Consider the following 15782-nt stretch of genomic DNA (forward strand, 5'->3'; position numbering starts at 1 on the left):
GTGCGGGTCAGGCGACCACCGGGGTCTCGGGCGGGGTGGTCTCCGCCTCGACGGTCTCGCGATAGGGCAGCGCGCAGACCATCAGCACCCGCTGGGCGATCGTCCCGGGGGTGGCCACGAGCGTGAGCTCGGCACCGTGCTGCTCGCAGGAGCGCATCGCCGCGACCAGGACGCTGACCGCGACGCTGGGCAGGTAGTCCGCATCGGTCAGGTCGACCGCCAACGACGAGGTGTACTCCGCGCTCTGCTCGCGCAGGACGTTGCGCAGCGCGATGACGGCGTACTCGTCCACGGACCCGCTGACGGTGAGCAGACCCGGGCTGGGGGTTGCCGAGAACGGCCTTTCTTCCATAGGGCTGACCCTAGGCCGTCCTGGACCGGCGCGTACAGCCGAAGACCTCACCCGCCGGGGTGAATTGCGACTAGGTGGGTCGGGGATCGCCGTGCTCGGCGGCATACGGGAGCCGCACCAGCTCCAGCACGTGCTGGGCGGGTGAGCCGGGCGGCGCGACCAGGACGAGACCCGCGCCGTTGCTGCGCCGCGGGATCATCTCGTCGTAGAGGACCTGGACGCCCGCGCTGCCGAGGTGGGTCACGCCGCCGAGGTCGACGACCACGCCGATGGTGCCGCCTCGGGTGGCGTGCGAGAGTCGGCGCCGCAGCTCGTCGGCGCACCGGTGGTCGAGGGCACCGCGCACCTGGACGACCCCGCCGTCCTGGTGCAGCTCCATCGGCTCGCTGGGCACGGACGCTGCGGTCGCCGAGCCCTTCAGGAGGTCGACCGGCGTGCTCGGCCGCTGCCGCAGCACCGCCCGGGTGCCGTGCTCGTCGTGGCTGACGCTCAGGTCGTCGGAGAACCCGCTGGCCATGGCCAGGCCCCGGCCGCGACCCCCGGCCGGGCCCGGCCGGCGCCAGGTGCCGCGGTCGGCCACCTCGATCTCCACGACACCGCCGGGCAGCAGGCGGGCGGTCACCGAGACCACGGCCTCCTGCCGCGACCGCTCGGGCTCGTAGGCGTGCTCGACGGAGTTGCTGACGAGCTCACCGACCGCGTGCTGCAGCGCCAGCTCGTCGATCTGTCCCACGCCGAGCCCGGCCAGCCAGTCGCCCAGGTTCTGCCGGACCGCCCGCAGCGTGTCGGGGAACGCCGGCACGGTCATCTCGAGCGGCTCGGGAAGGCGCACCCGGGCGGCTGCGAGCAGCGTGATGTCGTCGTCGTACCCCGCGGCCGCGATGAGCTGCTCCACCGCGGTGCGCGCGAGCCGCTGCACCGGGTGCTCGTCCGGCCGATCACCGGCCCGCGCATCGAGACGCACCGTCTCCGCCGCCACCCGGGCGAGGTCGAGGGTGTTCTGCACCGGCGTGCGACCGGGACGCTCCACGAGACCGTCGCTGTAGAGCAGCACGATGTCGTCGAGCGCGATCCGGTGCTCGCCGAGGACGAAGGGCAGCCCGGAGCCCAGAGCTCCGGACCCGGTGACGGGGAGGTACGTCGCCTCGCCCGCCGCCGAGACCACCAGCGGCGGAGGGTGACCGGCGGTGCAGTAGGTCAAGGTGCCCGCGGCGGGGTCGAGCAACGCGGCACAGACGGTGGCGGCCCGCGCCTGCGGCACCCGGGTCGTCCGGCCCTCGAGCAGCTCCAGGGCGGCGACCAGGTCGCCACCCGCGCGGACCCGCTCCTCGAAGAGGGTCCGCAGCTCCCCCATCGCGACCGTCGCCCGGACTCCGTGACCCACGACGTCGCCGACCACCAGCACGATCCGGCCGTCGGGCAGGGCGATGGCGTCGAACCAGTCGCCGCCGGCCCGCGCGCCGTCCTCGGCGAGCAGGTAGCGAGCGGCGAGCTGGACACCCGGCGCCAGTGGCAGGCCCTCGGGCAGCAGCGCGTCGTGCAGGCTGACCAGGTTGTCCCGGGCCAGGTCGAGGCGGTGCTGGAGCTCCTGGGACCGGCGCTCCGCGCGAGCACGGGTCCGAACCTGCTCGGTGACGTCCACGGCCTGGCTGACCACGCCGCGGACCGAGCCGTCGGGGGCGAGACTGGGCACGAGCGAGAAGCTCAGCCAGGCCTCGGTGCCACCGTCCTCGACGGGGGCGCGATGCCAGATCCGGCCGTGCACGGGCTCCGCCGTCCGGTAGGTGTGCTCGGTCCAGGCCGCGATCTCCGCGGCGGCCCCGCGCAGCGCCGTCGCCACCTCGACGCCGACCCGGTCGCCGTACACCTGACGCGCCGCCTCGTTGAGTGCCGTGATGACGAGATCCGGCCCCTCACAGACGGCCAGGAGCGACGGCGCCTGCTCGAAGGCGCCGAGCACCGACTCCGGGTCGGTCCCCGCGCCGAGCAGGTGGTCGAGCTGAGCATCGAGCTCGTCGTCCGCGCTCACGCGTCTCCCTCCGTCGTACCGCATCCTGCCCGAGCGGATTTTCGCCGCGCTTCGGGGGCGGTCGTCCTGAGGTAACCCCAGGGTGCGGTAAGGAAACGGGCCACCCGAAGGGGTGGTTTCCCCCACCTCCGGCTTGCCCCGCCCGGTGACCGGGTAGCGGACGGTCAGACAGGTTTCCGCCCGGTGACGGCACGGCCTGCGACACCCCTCGCTGGAGCAGACGGCGAGGACCACCATCTCGGGATGGGATCGCTCCATGACACCTCCACTCGTCACGTACGACGTCGCCTCGACCGAGCACCGCCACTCCGAGGCGGGCCGGTCCGCCAGCCGCAACGGCGATCGGGGACTGACCCGGCAACAACGCTCCGAGCGCACCACCGAGCTCCTGGCGCGTGCATCGGAGGCCGACGAGGAGACCCGCCGGCGGCTGCTGGAGGACGTCGTACTCATCAACCGCGGCGTCGCCGAAGCGGTGGCCTCGCGCTACCGCAACCGTGGCATCTCCCAGGACGACCTCGTCCAGGTGGCCTACGAAGGACTCACGAAGGCCGTGATGCGCTTCGACCCGCAGCTGCGCAACGACCTGCTCACCTACGCGGTCCCCACCATCCGCGGAGAGCTCCAGCGCTACTTCCGCGACCAGGGCTGGACGGTCCGGCCGCCGCGCCGGGTCCAGGAGCTGCAGTGGCGGGTCAACCGGGCCCTGGAGGACCTCGGCCAGGAGCTGGGCCGGGAGCCGAGTGACGACGAGCTGATGGCCCACCTCGACATCGACGTCAAGGAGTACCGCGAGGCGCTCGAGGCTTTCGGCTGCTTCCAGCCCACCTCGCTCGACCTCCCCGTCGGCCGGGAGTCCGCGACCACGCTCGGCACCCTGATCCCCGACGACTGCGACGACCGGACCGCCGCGGACGCGCGGGTCGCCCTGGCGCCCGTGGTCCGACGGCTCTCCGAGCGGGACCGCAGGATCCTCTACCTGCGCTTCTTCGAGGATCGCACCCAGGAGGAGATCGGCGCGGACCTCGGCGTCACCCAGATGCAGGTCTCCCGGTTGCTCTCGAGGATCCTGCACGACATCCGCGCCGAGGTCGGCTGAGACAGATGGTCGACGACAAGCGGTGGGCGGCGTACTTCGCCCAGGTCGCCGAGGACCTGCTGGCCGACCCGGGCGAGGTCACCTTCGCCCGGGTCGTCCACCGCGCCGTCGACGTCGTGTCCGCCGCCGACCACTGCGGCATCACCCTGCGTCAGCGAGGTGGGCGCAGCGAGACCGTCGCGGCGACCGACGACCTCGTCAGCGAGGTCGACGCCGCCCAGTACTCCCTCGGCGAGGGTCCCTGCCTCGAGGCGGCCTTCGAGTCGGGGAGCTGCCTTGCCGACGACCTGCGCAGCGACGGCCGATGGCCGCGCTGGTCGCGGGCCGCCACCCGGCGCGGCATCCACTCCGTGCTCGCGATCCGCCTGCACGCCGAGAACCGCACCCTCGGCGCCCTGAACCTCTACGCAGAGCGGTCCGGCGCGTTCGACCCGGACACCGTCGACACCGCATTGATCTTCGCCAGCCACGCCGCCGAAGCGCTCAGCAAGGCGCGCCTGGTCAGCAACCTGGAGGCCGCCCTGGAGTCTCGGCACGTCATCGGGATGGCCCAGGGCGTCCTCGCGGTGCGCTACGACGTGTCGTACGAGTCGGCCTTCACCGTCCTGCAGCGCTACTCCAACGACCACAACGTCAAGCTGCGCGAGGTCGCCCGGATGGTGCTGGAGACCCGGGCGCTGCCGAGCGCCCGACTCGGCCGCGTCGACGCCGATCTCGGCGACCTGGACCCGGCCTGAGCGCGGGCCCGGGGACATTGGGGCGCGCAGGTAGCATCGCGCCCGTGCTGCGCGACTCCCGGCCCCGGCCGCTCCACCTGTGGGCCGTCGCGCTGGTGTTGTCCGCCGCCATGCTCGCGGGCTGTGGCGCCGACGACGGCTCGGGGCCGGACCCGATCGACGCGGTCGAGGCGCCCGAGAACCAGGTCTGCCGTGTGCTCGAGCCCGAGGACGTCGCCGAGTCCAGCAACGCCAGTCCGGTCGTCGACTGCGCCGAGCCGCACACGGCACAGACCTTCGCGGTCGGCGACCTGCCCGCCACCTTCGACGACGTCGAGCACGACGACCCGCGGCTGGGCTCGTTCGCCTACCGCGCCTGCTCCGATGCGTTCATGACCTTCCTCGAGGCCGACGAGAGCACCGTGATGAGGACCGTCGTGAGCTGGGCCTGGTTCCGGCCCTCGCCGCGGGCCTGGGACGAGGGCGCGCGCTGGTACCGCTGCGACCTGGTCGGCGGCGGCGAGCAGTCCGAGTCGTACCTCGACCTGCCGTCCGACGCGGCCGGAATGCTCGAGGGACTGCCCGACGACCGGTGGATGGCCTGCGTCGCGGGCCCGAGCGTCCCCGGCGCACCCCGGATCCCCTGCTCGGAGAAGCACGACTGGCGTGCGGCCACGACGATCACCGTGGCCGGCAAGGAGGCGCCGTACCCCGGCGATCGGCTGGTCGAGGTCACCACCCGTGACTTCTGCTCGAAGTCGGTCGGGGCCTGGCTGAAGTACCCCGTCAAGTACGACTTCGCCTACACCTGGTTCCGCGAGGCCGAGTGGGACGCGGGCAACCGGCGCTCGGTGTGCTGGGCGAAGACCTCCCAGTGAGGTCGCTGCTGATCGCGGCGGCGGCCGCGGCACTGCTGGCCGGTTGCGCCGGTGACGGCCAGTCCCCGGCCGGGCCGCCCCCGTCCCCCACCCCGGCCGTGCTGCCGACCGCGACCGAGGCCCCGCTCCCACCGGACGGGGCCTGCTACCGCCTGCGGTACGCCGAGGCGCTCGCCCCCACCAACGACCGCGAGCCGGTCGACTGCGCGGGACGGCACCTGTCGCAGACCTTCGCGGTGGGCCGGCTGGACACCGTCGTCGACGGTCACCTGCTCGCCGTCGACTCGGTCCGGGTCCGCGAGCAGGTCGCGCGCAGATGCCCGGCGGCGCTCGGCGACTTCCTCGGCGGCTCCGAGGAGGACCGGCGGCTGAGCATGCTCCGCGCCGTCTGGTTCACCCCGACCGTGGAGGCGTCGGACAGCGGCGCCGGCTGGTACCGCTGCGACGTGATCGCCCTCGCCGGAGCCGAGCGGCTCGCTCCCGTGACCGGCACGCTCGCCGACGTCCTGGGCCGGGCCGAGGGCCGTGACCGCTGGGGGATGTGCGGTACGGCGGCCCCCGACGCCCCCGACTTCGCGCGGGTGGCCTGCTCGGCCGAGCACTCGTGGCGCGCGGTCTCCGTGGTCGACCTGCCCCCGGGGGCGTACCCCGGCGCGGCCGACGTACGAGAGGCCGGCCAGGCACCGTGCGAGGACGCCGGCCGCGACGCCGCCGACGACCCACTCGACTACCGGTGGGGCTACGAGTGGCCGACCGCCGAGCAGTGGCAGGCCGGCCAGACCTACGGCCGCTGCTGGGCTCCCGACTGAGAGGCCGACCCGTCACTTTCTCGGGCCTTTTCGCGGTGTGTCGCGTCGAGATTGACGGTTCGCTGAGCAGTACGCCGGCGTCCGGTCACCGAACCGTCAATCCTGCGTCGACACACCGCAGAAATGGGCGAGAAAGTGACGGGTCGGCGTGGGGTCAGAAGCCGAGCTTGCGGAGCTGGCGGGGGTCGCGCTGCCAGTCCTTGGCGATCTTGATGTGCAGGTCGAGGTAGACGGGCGTGCCGAGCAGGGCCTCGATCTGCTGGCGGGCGGCGGTGCCGACCTCGCGGAGCCGAGCGCCCTTGTGGCCGATCATGATGCCCTTCTGGGAATCGCGCTCGACGTAGAGGTTGGCGTGGATGTCGAGCAGCGGCTTGTCCTCGGGACGGTCCTCGCGCAGGCCCATCTCCTCGACCACGACGGCGATGGAGTGCGGAAGCTCGTCGCGCACTCCCTCGAGCGCGGCCTCGCGGATCAGCTCGGCGACGATCGCCTCCTCGGGCGCGTCGCTGAGCTCGCCGTCGGGGTAGAGCTGCGGGCCCTCCGGGAGCAGGCCGACCAGCAGGTCCTCCAGCAGCGAGACCTGGTCGCCGGCCTTCGCGGAGACCGGGACGATCTCGGCCCACTCGATGCCGGTCTCGCCGGCGAGCCGCTGGATGTCGAGCAGGTGGCTCCCGATCTGCTCGGGGGTCGCCAGATCGGTCTTGGTGGCGATGGCGACCTTGACGGTCCGCTTGACCTTGGCCATCTCCTTGACGATGAACCGGTCGCCGGGGCCGATCTTCTCGTTGGCCGGGAAGCAGACCGCGACCACGTCGACCTCGGCCAGCGTGGTCTTCACCAGGTCGTTGAGCCGCTCGCCGAGCAGGGTGCGCGGCCGGTGCAGACCCGGGGTGTCGACCAGGATCAGCTGGGCGTCCGGACGGTGCACGATGCCGCGTACGACGGTGCGGGTGGTCTGCGGCTTGGAGCTGGTGATCACGACCTTCTGACCCACCAGCGCGTTGGTCAGCGTCGACTTGCCGGCGTTGGGTCGCCCGACGAACGAGGCGAATCCGCTCTTGTGCTCGCTCATGTGTGGTCCCTTGCTGCGTCGTAGTCGGCCCAGATCTGCTCATCGCTCTTGCCTGCTGCCTTGCCGGCCCGCCAGATCGGGCCGGGGTCGACCGCGCGGGGCTGGCGCTGCGCACCGCCCCGCCAGTAGCCCATCACGTCGTACGCCGTGGACGGCAGCTGCCGCTCGCGCATCAGGTGCTTGCGGATCGCCCGCATCTGCGCGGACTCGCCGGCCATCCAGAAGTAGCCCGGGCCCTCGGGCCAGACCAGGTCCTCGACCACCTCGGCGAGCGCACTCTGCCCGTCGCCGGGCTGGGCCAGCCAGGTCACCTCGACGCCCTCGGGCAGGTAGCCCGCGGGGCGCTCGGGCACCTCGGCCCAGATCCGGGTGGGCAGCGCGGTCTCGGAGGAGATCCGGGCCATCGCCGGCAGCGCGGTGAGGTCGCCCACCAGCATCAGCCAGCCGGCGTCCGCGGGTGGCAGGAAGGAGCCCTTGGGCTCGGTCACGGTGACGGTCTCCCCGACCACCGCGCCGTCGCGCTGCGCCCACTCGGTGACCAGGCCGACGTCGTGCACCACGACGTCGAGGGTCAGCTCACCGTCGGCCCAGGCGCGCACCGTGTAGTAGCGGCTCTGGAACTGCCCGGGGACGACCAGCCCGACCCATTCGTCGCTGACCCCGGTCGAGGCGAACTCCGCCAGGCCGGGCCCGCCGAGCACCAGTCGCAGCAGGTGCGGCGAGAGCCGGTCCCGCCGCAGCACCTGCGCGTCGTACTGCTGGGACCTCGTGCTCACCGGACGAGGCTACCGGTGCACCCGCTCGAACCGATAAGCGTCGGAAGCCTCAGAAACGCGGACGAAGCGGGTAGCCGCTCGTCCCGTCGTCGGTGGTCCGGGTGGCGAGCACGTGGTGGAGCTGGATCTCGTTGCGCTCGAAGCCGATCCGGGAGCCGGCCATGTAGAGGCCCCACACCCGGGCCGTCCCCTCGCCCACCTCGGCGACGCAGGCATCCCAGTTCTCCGCCAGGTTGCGACACCACTCGCGCAGCGTCAGCGCGTAGTGGGCGCGGAGGTTCTCCGTGTGCATCACCTCGAGGCCGGCGTTCTGGGCCGCGGTGACGATGGTGCCGGACCCGCTGAGCTCCCCGTCGGGGAAGGCGTAGCGGTCGATGAAGGCACCCGTCTCCGTGGCCCGGTTGTGCGGGCGGGTGATGCAGTGGTTGAGCAGTCGACCGCCGGGGCGCAGCCGGCTGCGCAGGAACTCGAAGTACGCCGGGTAGTGCTTCACGCCGACGTGCTCGGTCATCCCGATCGAGCTGACGGCGTCGAAGTCGTCCTCCAGCACGTCGCGGTAGTCGAGGTGCCGCACCTCGGCCAGGTCGCCGAGCCCGGCCTCGTCGATGGCCCGCTTGGCCCACTCCGCCTGCTCGCGGGAGAGGGTCACGCCCAGGACCTGCACGCCGTAGTGCTTCGCTGCGTGCATGACCATGCCGCCCCAGCCGCAGCCGACGTCGAGGAGCCGCTGACCGGGCTGCAGGTCGAGCTTGCGGCAGACCAGGTCGAACTTCTCCGCCTGGGCCTCCTCCAGCGTCGCGTCCTCGGTGGGGAAGACCGCGCAGGTGTAGGCCATCGACGGGCCGAGCACCATCTCGTAGAAGGCGTTGGAGACGTCGTAGTGGTGGTGGATGGCCTCGGCGTCGCGGGTCATCGAGTGCCGCAGCCCCTCCACGGCCCGCCGCCAGCGCGGCAGGTGCTCCTCGGGCGGCGGCGGGGGCGGCCGGAGCAGGTTGCCGAGGCCGAGCCCGCGCACCAGGTGCAGCGCCTCGGCGGGGGTCGGCGTGCGGAAGCGCAGGTGGTTCATGAGCAGCAGCATCGCGTCGTACGGGTCACCCGGATGAACGCCGGTCAGGTGCAGGTCGCCGGCGACGTAGGCACGTGCCATGCCGAGGTCCCCCGGGGCCGTCAGGAGGTAGCGCAGGCCGCGCTCGGACACCAGATTCAGACCGAACTCGGCGTCCTCGGGCCCGGCGCTGCTGCCGTCGTACGCCGTGAAGCGCACCGGCATGCCGTCGCGCAGCAGGGAGGCGACCGCCTCCCCGATCGAGATCGTGGGTCGCTGCAGGAGGGTCATCTCTTCTTCACCGCCTTGTCGTAGAGGCTCGTGAGCCGGTCGTCGGGGTCGTAGCGGCGCTTGACGACGGCGAGGTTGGCGCCGTCGTAGAGCCGGTCGAAGGTCTCGGGGTCGTAGAACGCCTCGGAGTACAGGGACTTGTGCCCGCCCAGCTCGTGCACGCGCGCCTCGACGGCGCGGTTGGTCGGGCCCCGCGGGGCCTGGGTGCCGACGTGCACGGTCCCCCAGAAGCCGACGTTGACGTAGGTGGTGCCCGCCTCGAGGGGGTACGACGACCACTCCTTGTCGCCGCGCAGGCGCAGCGGGCACAGCCACACCGGGCGCATCCCGACCGCCTCGTCGAACCAGTCCAGGAACTCGGGGAGCCGCTCGACCGGCACCTCGACGTCCTGGATGACCCGCTCGCGCTTGGGCCGGCCGGCCCGGCGGTCGAGCCGGTCGACGATGTCGAAGCGGTTGTCGAGGCCGATCAGCCGGTGGTAGGCGTCCGATCGGCGCCAGCGCTTGGGCCAGAGCCGGCGCACCGTGGGGTGCTGCACGCCGAAGGCGCCCGAGCACCAGAACCAGTCGGTGTCCCAGCGCCACAGGTAGTCGTACATCGTCAGCAGATCCGTCTCGCGCGCCCGGACCGAGCGGTAGAAGATCTGCTGGCCGGTGTAGTCGCTGGTCTCGCGATGACCGGTGGTCTCGGTGGTCTCGGTGGTCGAGTAGTCCTCGCGAGGGACGAGCGAGGGCGTATCGAGACCCCAGCTGGCGAGGGTGAGGTAGTACTCCCCCGGCTCGAACGCGACCCCGTCGAGCCCGTCGACCCGGACGCCGTCGTACTCGCCGCTCTCGACGATCGTCGTGATCGCCTTGGCGAGCAGTCCGGCGTCGTCGAAGCGCACGTGGCGCAGGGCGACGTACGACGGCACCGGCTCGAGCTCGATCCGCAGCCGGGTGGCGTAGCCGAGCGAGCCGTAGCTGTTGGGGAAGGTGTCGAACAGGTCGTCCCCGGGCCGGGTCGTCACGATCTCGCCGGCGCCGGTGAACACGTCCATCTCGAGGACCGACTCGTGCGGCAGGCCGTTGCGGAAGCTGGTCGCCTCGATGCCGAGCCCGGTGACCGCGCCGCCGAGGGTGATGGTGCGCAGCTGCGGGACGACCATCGGGATCAGGCCGTGCGGGAGGGTCGCGTCGACCAGGTCCTCGTAGGTGCACATCCCCTGCACCTCGGCCGTCCGCGTCACCGGGTCCACCTCGAGCACGCCGGTCAGGCCGGTGACGTCCAGCCCGGGAGCGGTGGTCGCGGCACGTGCGCGGAACAGGTTCGAGGTCTTCTTGGCCAGGCGGACGGGCGACCCCGGGGGGATCGCGGTGTACGACGCACGCAGCCGCTGGACGGCCCGCTCGTGCGCCTCTCGGGCACTCGCACGACTCACGACGTGCAAGCTACTCCTCTTCGGCGACACCTGCGTCTCAGGTCTCGTCCTCAGGTGGAGCTGGTCGCGCCCACCGTTCCGCGCGGGTCGCCGAGGTGGACGGTGACGCCGGGGCCGGCGAGGTCCCGCAGCGCGGCGAGGTCGGCATCGGCGACCGCACCGGCCTCGGTGAGGACGACGGCGGCCTCGAGTCCCCGCGCGCCGGACGCGACGGCCATGGCCACGCAGACGCCCAGGGCGCTGACCTGCAGCGACGGGAGGGCGACGGTGGCGGCGGCGTAGGTGCGGCCGTCGGCGTCGCGGACGGCGGCCCCCTCGGCGGCGCCGGTGCGGGCGCGGGTGGCTCGGGCCAGGGTGATGAGCTTCCGGTCCTCGGCGGACAGCGGGTCAGGCATCGACGTCCTCGTTCTCGACTGGGTGTGGCTGCTCGGTCTCGTGGGTCTCCGGATCGACCCGGGTGATCAGGACCGTGCCGATCTTGTTGCGGCGCCCGGCGGCGTCCTCGGCGACGAATCGCAGGCCGTGCGCCTGGACCGCCGAGCCGGGGATCGGCACCAGGCCGAGGTGCTTGGCCATCAGGCCGCCGACCGAGTCGACGTCCTCCTCCTCGACGGAGAAGCCGAACAGCTCGTCGAGGTCGTCGACGGGGTAGCGCGAGGAGACGCGTACGACGCCGTCGGCCAGCTGCTCGACCTCGATCTCCTCCTCGTCGTACTCGTCGGTGATCTCGCCGACGATCTCCTCGAGCAGGTCCTCGATGGTGATGATGCCCGCGGTACCGCCGTACTCGTCGACGACGACCGCGATGTGCTGACGGCGCGCCTGCATCTCGCGCAGCAGCTCGTCGACCGGCTTCGACTCCGGCACCCAGTGCACGCGCCGCATCACCGACTCGATCCGCTCGGTGGTCTCGGCCTCGGGGGCCTCGAAGTCACGGCGGACGATGTCCTTGAGGTAGGCGAAGCCGACGATGTCGTCGAGGTTCTCGCCGATCACGGGGACCCGCGAGAAGCCGCTGCGCAGGAACAGCGACATGGTCTGGCGCAGGTTCTTGTGCCGCTCGACGTAGACCACGTCGTTGCGCGGCACCATCACCTCGCGGACCGTCGTGTCGCCCAGCTCGAAGACCGAGTGGATCATCCGCCGCTCGTCGGACTCGATCAGCGCCGAGGCCTCCGCGAGGTCGACCAGCTCGCGCAGCTCGGTCTCGGTCGAGAACGGGCCCTGGCTGAAGCCCCGGCCCGGGGTCAGCGCGTTGCCGATGACGATCAGCAGCCGGGGCAGCGGGCCGAGCACCCGGGTCACCAGGGTCAGCGGCCCCGCCGAGAACAGCGCCACGCTCTCGCTGTGCTGGCGGCCGAGGGTGCGCGGCGCGACCCCGATGACGACGAAGGAGACGACCAGCATCACGCCGATGGCGACCAGGGTGCTGACCCAGAACTCGCCGTCGAGCGCCTCGTCGGCCAGCTGGGCGACCAGGACGGTCGCCGAGATCTCGCACAGCAGCCGGAGCAGCAGCGCGGTGTTGAGGTAGCGGGCGGTGTCGTCCAGGATCCCGAGCAGCCGCTTCGCGCCCGGCCGCTTCTCCGCGGCGAGCTCCTCGGCCCGGGCGTGCGAGAACGACGCGAGCGCGGCCTCCGCGGCCGAGAAGGCGCCGGCGAGTACGACGAGGGCGGCTGCTGTGACCAGCAGCCAGAGATCACCGGAGGTCACTCCGCGGCTCCCGGCGAACCGGCGCGCCACTCGGCGAGCAGCCGGTCCTGGAGGCCGAACATCTCCGCGTGCTCCTCGGGCTCGGCGTGGTCGTAGCCGAGCAGGTGCAGGATGCCGTGGGTGGTCAGCAGCTCGATCTCGGCGAGGGTGCCGTGTCCGGCCGTCGCGCCCTGCGTGACCGCGATGGCGGGGCAGAGCACCAGGTCACCGAGGACGCCCTCCTCGGGATCCTCGTCGACCAGGCCGGGGCGCAGCTCGTCCATCGGGAAGGCCAGCACGTCGGTCGGGCCCTCCTTCTCCATCCAGTGCTCGTTGAGCTCGGCGATGGTGGCCTCGTCGACCGCCTTGATGCACAGCTCGGCGAGCGGGTGCACCCGCATCCGGTCCATCACGAAGCGGCTCAGCGTCGCGAGGTGCTGCACGTCGAGGTCGTGGCCGGACTCGTCCAGCACCTCGATGCTCACGGCCGACCACCCTGCTGCAGGCGCTCCTGGGCGAGCTCGGTGCGGGCCTCGTGATCGTCGTAGGCGGCGACGATCTTGCCGACCAGGCGGTGCCGGACGACGTCGCTGCTGGTGAGCCGGTTGAACGAGATGTCACCGACCTCGTCGAGGATGCCCTCGACCACGCGCAGCCCGGACTTCTGCCCGCTGGGCAGGTCGGTCTGGGTGACGTCGCCGGTGACGACGATCTTGGAGCCGAACCCGAGCCGGGTCAGGAACATCTTCATCTGCTCGGGCGTGGTGTTCTGCGCCTCGTCGAGGATGATGAAGGAGTCGTTCAGCGAGCGGCCGCGCAGGAAGGCCAGCGGGGCGACCTCGATCGTGCCGGCAGCCATCAGCTTGGGGATCAGCTCGGGGTCGAGCATGTCGTGCAGGGCGTCGTACAGCGGCCGGAGGTAGGGGTCGATCTTCTCCGTGAGGGTGCCGGGCAGGAAGCCCAGCCGCTCCCCCGCCTCAACGGCCGGGCGGCTCAGGATGATCCGGTTGACCTGCTTGGACTGCAGCGCCTGGACGGCCTTCGCCACGGCCAGGTAGGTCTTGCCGGTGCCGGCCGGGCCGATGCCGAAGGTGATCGTGTGCTGGTCGATCGAGTCGACGTACCGCTTCTGGTTGAGCGTCTTGGGACGGATCGAGCGGCCCCGGTTGGAGAGGATGTTGAGGCTCAGCACGTCGGCCGGGCGCTCGGTCGTCTCGGCCCGGAGCATGGTGATGACCCGCTCGACGGTCTCCGAGGTGACCCCCTGGCCGGTGCGGATGATCGCGACCAGCTCGTCGACGAGGCGGTCGGCCAGCGCGACCTCGCCCGGCTCACCCTGCAGCGAGATCCGGTTGCCGCGCACGTGGATCTCGGCGTCGAAGGCGCCCTCGATGATCCCGAGGTGCTCGTCGCCGGGACCGAGGAGACTCACCATGTTGATGCTGTTCGGGACGACCACGGTGTGCCGGGTCGTGGAGCGGGGGGCCTGGGGGTCCCCCTGTTGAGAGCTGTCAGTCATGGATGCCCGGACGGGCGGCCTTCCTACAAGGGTCGGGGAGCGCCCTCCATGCTACGGGAGGGCTGCGACGGCATCGAGCGAGTTCCCGCAGCAGCACGTACGGTGGAGGAATGGTTCCTCCGGAGGAGCGGGTCGGCGAGGCGTGGGACGACGAGGACCATGGCCCGGACGACGACACGCCGCCGGCGTGGTTCGCCGGCCAGCACCTCCCCGAGGACGCCCGGCGGATGGGCCTCAACCACACCGTCCCCGACGGTGCGCTGCTCGACTTCGCCGGCCGGCTCGACTCCACCAAGCCCCTGCACAAGTTCACCGCGTGGGCGATGCTCGTCGTCTTCGGGATGCCGGTGGTCTTCTACGTGCTGCGCCTGCTGCGCGAGCTCGCGGGTTAGTCGTCAGCCAGGCCGACCGGCGCCCTCCTGGTCTCGGAGTCGACCGGGTCGCTCGCTCGACCACCATCGAGGGGTCCGCCGGCGCGTCCTCCTCAGCCGAACGCGACCGACAGCATCCCGAGGCACATCTCGTCGGTGGTGCCGTCGGCCCACACGACGTACTTGTCCTCACGTTGGCTCGCGAACGCCGGCAGCCGGTCGCGCAGCTCCTGGGAGTGCGTGCAGGCGATCCTGACCGTGTCCCCGGCCTCCAGGCGGACCGGGTCGATCGGGCGGGAGCCCTGGTCGTCGAAGTCCCAGAGCGGGATGTCGAGGATCGTCCTCGCCTCGGGGGTGCCGGGCTCGGTCTCGATGCGCAACTGGCGACCGAGCAGGTGCATGTGGCCCGCGGCGCCGAGGATCGTCACCGGCTGCTGGACCCGGCGTACGCACGAGGTCCGCTCGCCGGCCATCGGCCGGCCACCGCAGAGGAAGTACAGGAGGTCGGCGGTCGAGCCCGGGCCCTGGCCGAAGCGGCTCTTGGCGTCGGCCACCGCGGCCGCGCGGTCGCACAGCGGTCCGTCGCCGTGCGAGGGGCGGCAGGGCAGCTCGACCGGCGCGGGCATCAGGAAGGTGTGCAGGGCAGTCAGGTCCGCAGAGCGGGGCATGGTGCGGATCTGGGTGGCGGAGACGTCGGGCGCCGTGCCGGCCAGCAGGTTGTAGTGGACCTGCATGATGATCCGGCTGCCCTTCGGCAGCTCGGTGCCGTAGCCGTCCCGGGTCATCACCTCGTCGCCGCCCGGCGCCCAGGCGCCGAGCCACGGGGCGTCGTCGAGCTGGGCGAACTCGCCGTCCAGCGCGCTGCCGCCGAAGCAGGTCCAGCCCTGGTCGTCGGGGGTCTCGGCGTCCTTGGCCTCGGCCTTCGCGACGTCCTCGGGCGGCACGCGGAACAGGATGACGTGGTGCACGACGTCGGGGTTGCCGGGCAGCACGTTGGTGCCGGTCAGCCAGGAGTCGCGCTCGAGCTGCGGGTCGAGCAGGAAGCACCGGTAGTCGTCGGTGCCGACCCCGGTCGGCGCCGAGGGCGTGTACGCCGCCGGCATGGTCAGCGTGCGGCGCCGCTCGCCCGCGCGCAGCGGCTTCAGCCTGCCGGGTTTCGCCACGGCGTGGGCGCTGTGCGCATCCTCGGGCTCGGTGGTCGCGGACTCGCCGGTCGTCGGCTCGTCAGCGACGCCGGTGGTGTCGGCCGGGGGTGCGGGGGTGTCCCGCGGCTTTGGCTCGCCACCGCCGCTGCACGCGGTGACGGCCAGCAGGAGCGCCGACGTCGCGGCGAGGGCCCGGAGGGCTCGGAGGGCTCTCATCCCGGCGGCCAGGTCATCGACCGTCCGGCCAGGAGGTGCAGGTGGGTGTGGAAGACGGACTGCCCGACCCCGGCACCGGTGTTGTAGACGAGGCGGTAGTCGTCGTACCCCTCGGCGGCGGCGACCGCGGCGGCCGCGGTCACCAGCTCGGCGCTCGCGACCGGGTCGCCGGCGGCGAGCTCCGCGGCGTTGGCGTAGTGGTCGCGCGGCACCACCAGCACGTGCGTCGGCGCCTGCGGGTTGAGGTCGCGGAAGGCGACCGTGCGCTCGGTGACGTGCACGACGTCACCCGGGATCTCCCCGGCGACGATCTTGCAGAACAGGCAGTCGGTCTCAGGCACGTGGTGTTCC

Annotated in this window: 17 protein-coding genes; 5 read left to right on the forward strand and 12 right to left on the reverse strand. The window is 72.2% G+C overall.

The genetic code is table 11. The annotated features are described in order from the left end of the window. Nucleotides 1–7: 7 nt before the first annotated feature. Together MUB56_RS21925 and MUB56_RS21930 are read right to left on the reverse strand one after the other, a co-directional pair. Nucleotides 8–352, reverse strand: a complete 345-nt coding sequence (locus MUB56_RS21925; protein ID WP_244929132.1) for an STAS domain-containing protein — start codon at nt 350–352, stop codon at nt 8–10. 70 nt (nt 353–422) lie between these two features. Next, nucleotides 423–2381 (reverse strand): SpoIIE family protein phosphatase, encoded by a 1959-nt coding sequence (locus MUB56_RS21930; protein WP_244929133.1) that lies wholly within the window; start codon nt 2379–2381, stop codon nt 423–425. A 256-nt stretch (nt 2382–2637) separates the two neighbouring features. Here MUB56_RS21930 and MUB56_RS21935 point away from each other — a divergent pair, with 256 nt between their 5' ends. From MUB56_RS21935 to MUB56_RS21950, 4 genes are read left to right on the forward strand one after another with little or no spacing between them, the layout of a single operon-like run. Continuing rightward, nucleotides 2638–3480 (forward strand): sigma-70 family RNA polymerase sigma factor, encoded by an 843-nt coding sequence (locus MUB56_RS21935; RefSeq protein ID WP_244929134.1) that lies wholly within the window; start codon nt 2638–2640, stop codon nt 3478–3480. A gap of 5 nt (nt 3481–3485) precedes the next feature. Beyond that, nucleotides 3486–4217: a GAF and ANTAR domain-containing protein gene (locus tag MUB56_RS21940; protein ID WP_244929135.1), complete on the forward strand. Its 732-nt coding sequence runs from the start codon at nt 3486–3488 to the stop codon at nt 4215–4217. A gap of 44 nt (nt 4218–4261) precedes the next feature. Continuing rightward, complete coding sequence (locus MUB56_RS21945; RefSeq protein ID WP_244929136.1) at nt 4262–5074, forward strand: septum formation family protein; 813 nt, start codon at nt 4262–4264, stop codon at nt 5072–5074. Then, entirely contained in the window at nt 5071–5883 is an 813-nt protein-coding gene (locus MUB56_RS21950; RefSeq protein ID WP_244929137.1) for a septum formation family protein, read from the forward strand. The genes MUB56_RS21945 and MUB56_RS21950 overlap by 4 nt, the downstream gene beginning before the upstream one ends. Before the next feature lie 154 nt (nt 5884–6037). Here the strand turns inward: MUB56_RS21950 and era are convergent, their stop codons facing one another. Genes era through MUB56_RS21990 form a run of 8 tightly spaced genes read right to left on the reverse strand, consistent with a single transcriptional unit; the run spans nt 6038 to nt 13699 of the window. Beyond that, complete coding sequence (gene era / locus MUB56_RS21955; protein WP_244929138.1) at nt 6038–6955, reverse strand: GTPase Era; 918 nt, start codon at nt 6953–6955, stop codon at nt 6038–6040. Beyond that, nucleotides 6952–7731 carry a siderophore-interacting protein gene (locus tag MUB56_RS21960; protein WP_244929139.1) on the reverse strand — a complete coding sequence of 260 codons (780 nt, stop codon included), beginning with the start codon at nt 7729–7731 and terminating at the stop codon, nt 6952–6954. The genes era and MUB56_RS21960 overlap by 4 nt, the downstream gene beginning before the upstream one ends. Nucleotides 7732–7780: 49 nt before the next feature. Further along, entirely contained in the window at nt 7781–9067 is a 1287-nt protein-coding gene (locus MUB56_RS21965) for a cyclopropane-fatty-acyl-phospholipid synthase family protein (protein ID WP_244929140.1), read from the reverse strand. After that, nucleotides 9064–10488, reverse strand: a complete 1425-nt coding sequence (locus MUB56_RS21970) for an FAD-binding oxidoreductase (RefSeq protein WP_244929141.1) — start codon at nt 10486–10488, stop codon at nt 9064–9066. The genes MUB56_RS21965 and MUB56_RS21970 overlap by 4 nt, the downstream gene beginning before the upstream one ends. Nucleotides 10489–10538: 50 nt before the next feature. After that, nucleotides 10539–10883, reverse strand: a complete 345-nt coding sequence (locus tag MUB56_RS21975) for a cytidine deaminase (RefSeq protein WP_244929142.1) — start codon at nt 10881–10883, stop codon at nt 10539–10541. Next, entirely contained in the window at nt 10876–12201 is a 1326-nt protein-coding gene (locus MUB56_RS21980) for a hemolysin family protein (RefSeq protein ID WP_244929143.1), read from the reverse strand. Before MUB56_RS21980 ends, MUB56_RS21975 begins: the two co-directional genes overlap by 8 nt. Then, nucleotides 12198–12665 (reverse strand): rRNA maturation RNase YbeY, encoded by a 468-nt coding sequence (gene ybeY, locus MUB56_RS21985; RefSeq protein ID WP_244929144.1) that lies wholly within the window; start codon nt 12663–12665, stop codon nt 12198–12200. Before ybeY ends, MUB56_RS21980 begins: the two co-directional genes overlap by 4 nt. After that, nucleotides 12662–13699, reverse strand: coding sequence for a PhoH family protein (locus tag MUB56_RS21990; protein WP_244929145.1), 1038 nt, complete (start codon nt 13697–13699; stop codon nt 12662–12664). The genes ybeY and MUB56_RS21990 overlap by 4 nt, the downstream gene beginning before the upstream one ends. Nucleotides 13700–13809: 110 nt before the next feature. Between MUB56_RS21990 and MUB56_RS21995 the strand changes: the two genes are divergently transcribed. Next, complete coding sequence (locus tag MUB56_RS21995) at nt 13810–14091, forward strand: hypothetical protein (RefSeq protein WP_244929146.1); 282 nt, start codon at nt 13810–13812, stop codon at nt 14089–14091. A 92-nt stretch (nt 14092–14183) separates the two neighbouring features. Here MUB56_RS21995 and MUB56_RS22000 read toward each other — a convergent pair whose 3' ends face one another. Continuing rightward, nucleotides 14184–15431, reverse strand: a complete 1248-nt coding sequence (locus tag MUB56_RS22000) for a hypothetical protein (protein WP_244929147.1) — start codon at nt 15429–15431, stop codon at nt 14184–14186. Continuing rightward, complete coding sequence (locus MUB56_RS22005; RefSeq protein ID WP_244929148.1) at nt 15428–15772, reverse strand: HIT domain-containing protein; 345 nt, start codon at nt 15770–15772, stop codon at nt 15428–15430. The genes MUB56_RS22000 and MUB56_RS22005 overlap by 4 nt, the downstream gene beginning before the upstream one ends. Between the last annotated feature and the right edge of the window lie 10 nt (nt 15773–15782).

Source organism: Nocardioides sp. W7, assembly GCF_022919075.1.
In the GTDB taxonomy this organism is placed as follows: domain Bacteria; phylum Actinomycetota; class Actinomycetes; order Propionibacteriales; family Nocardioidaceae; genus Nocardioides.

Excerpts from the sequence above, each read along its gene's own strand:
- MUB56_RS21995 (WP_244929146.1), top strand. The coding sequence starts at position 13,810 with ATGGTTCCTCCGGAGGAGCGGGTCGGCGAGGCGTGGGACGACGAGGAC.
- MUB56_RS21965 (WP_244929140.1), bottom strand. The coding sequence starts at position 9,067 with ATGACCCTCCTGCAGCGACCCACGATCTCGATCGGGGAGGCGGTCGCC.
- MUB56_RS21990 (WP_244929145.1), bottom strand. The coding sequence starts at position 13,699 with ATGACTGACAGCTCTCAACAGGGGGACCCCCAGGCCCCCCGCTCCACG.
- MUB56_RS21940 (WP_244929135.1), top strand. The coding sequence starts at position 3,486 with ATGGTCGACGACAAGCGGTGGGCGGCGTACTTCGCCCAGGTCGCCGAG.
- MUB56_RS21975 (WP_244929142.1), bottom strand. The coding sequence starts at position 10,883 with ATGCCTGACCCGCTGTCCGCCGAGGACCGGAAGCTCATCACCCTGGCC.
- MUB56_RS22000 (WP_244929147.1), bottom strand. The coding sequence starts at position 15,431 with ATGAGAGCCCTCCGAGCCCTCCGGGCCCTCGCCGCGACGTCGGCGCTC.
- era (WP_244929138.1), bottom strand. The coding sequence starts at position 6,955 with ATGAGCGAGCACAAGAGCGGATTCGCCTCGTTCGTCGGGCGACCCAAC.
- MUB56_RS21935 (WP_244929134.1), top strand. The coding sequence starts at position 2,638 with ATGACACCTCCACTCGTCACGTACGACGTCGCCTCGACCGAGCACCGC.
- MUB56_RS21925 (WP_244929132.1), bottom strand. The coding sequence starts at position 352 with ATGGAAGAAAGGCCGTTCTCGGCAACCCCCAGCCCGGGTCTGCTCACC.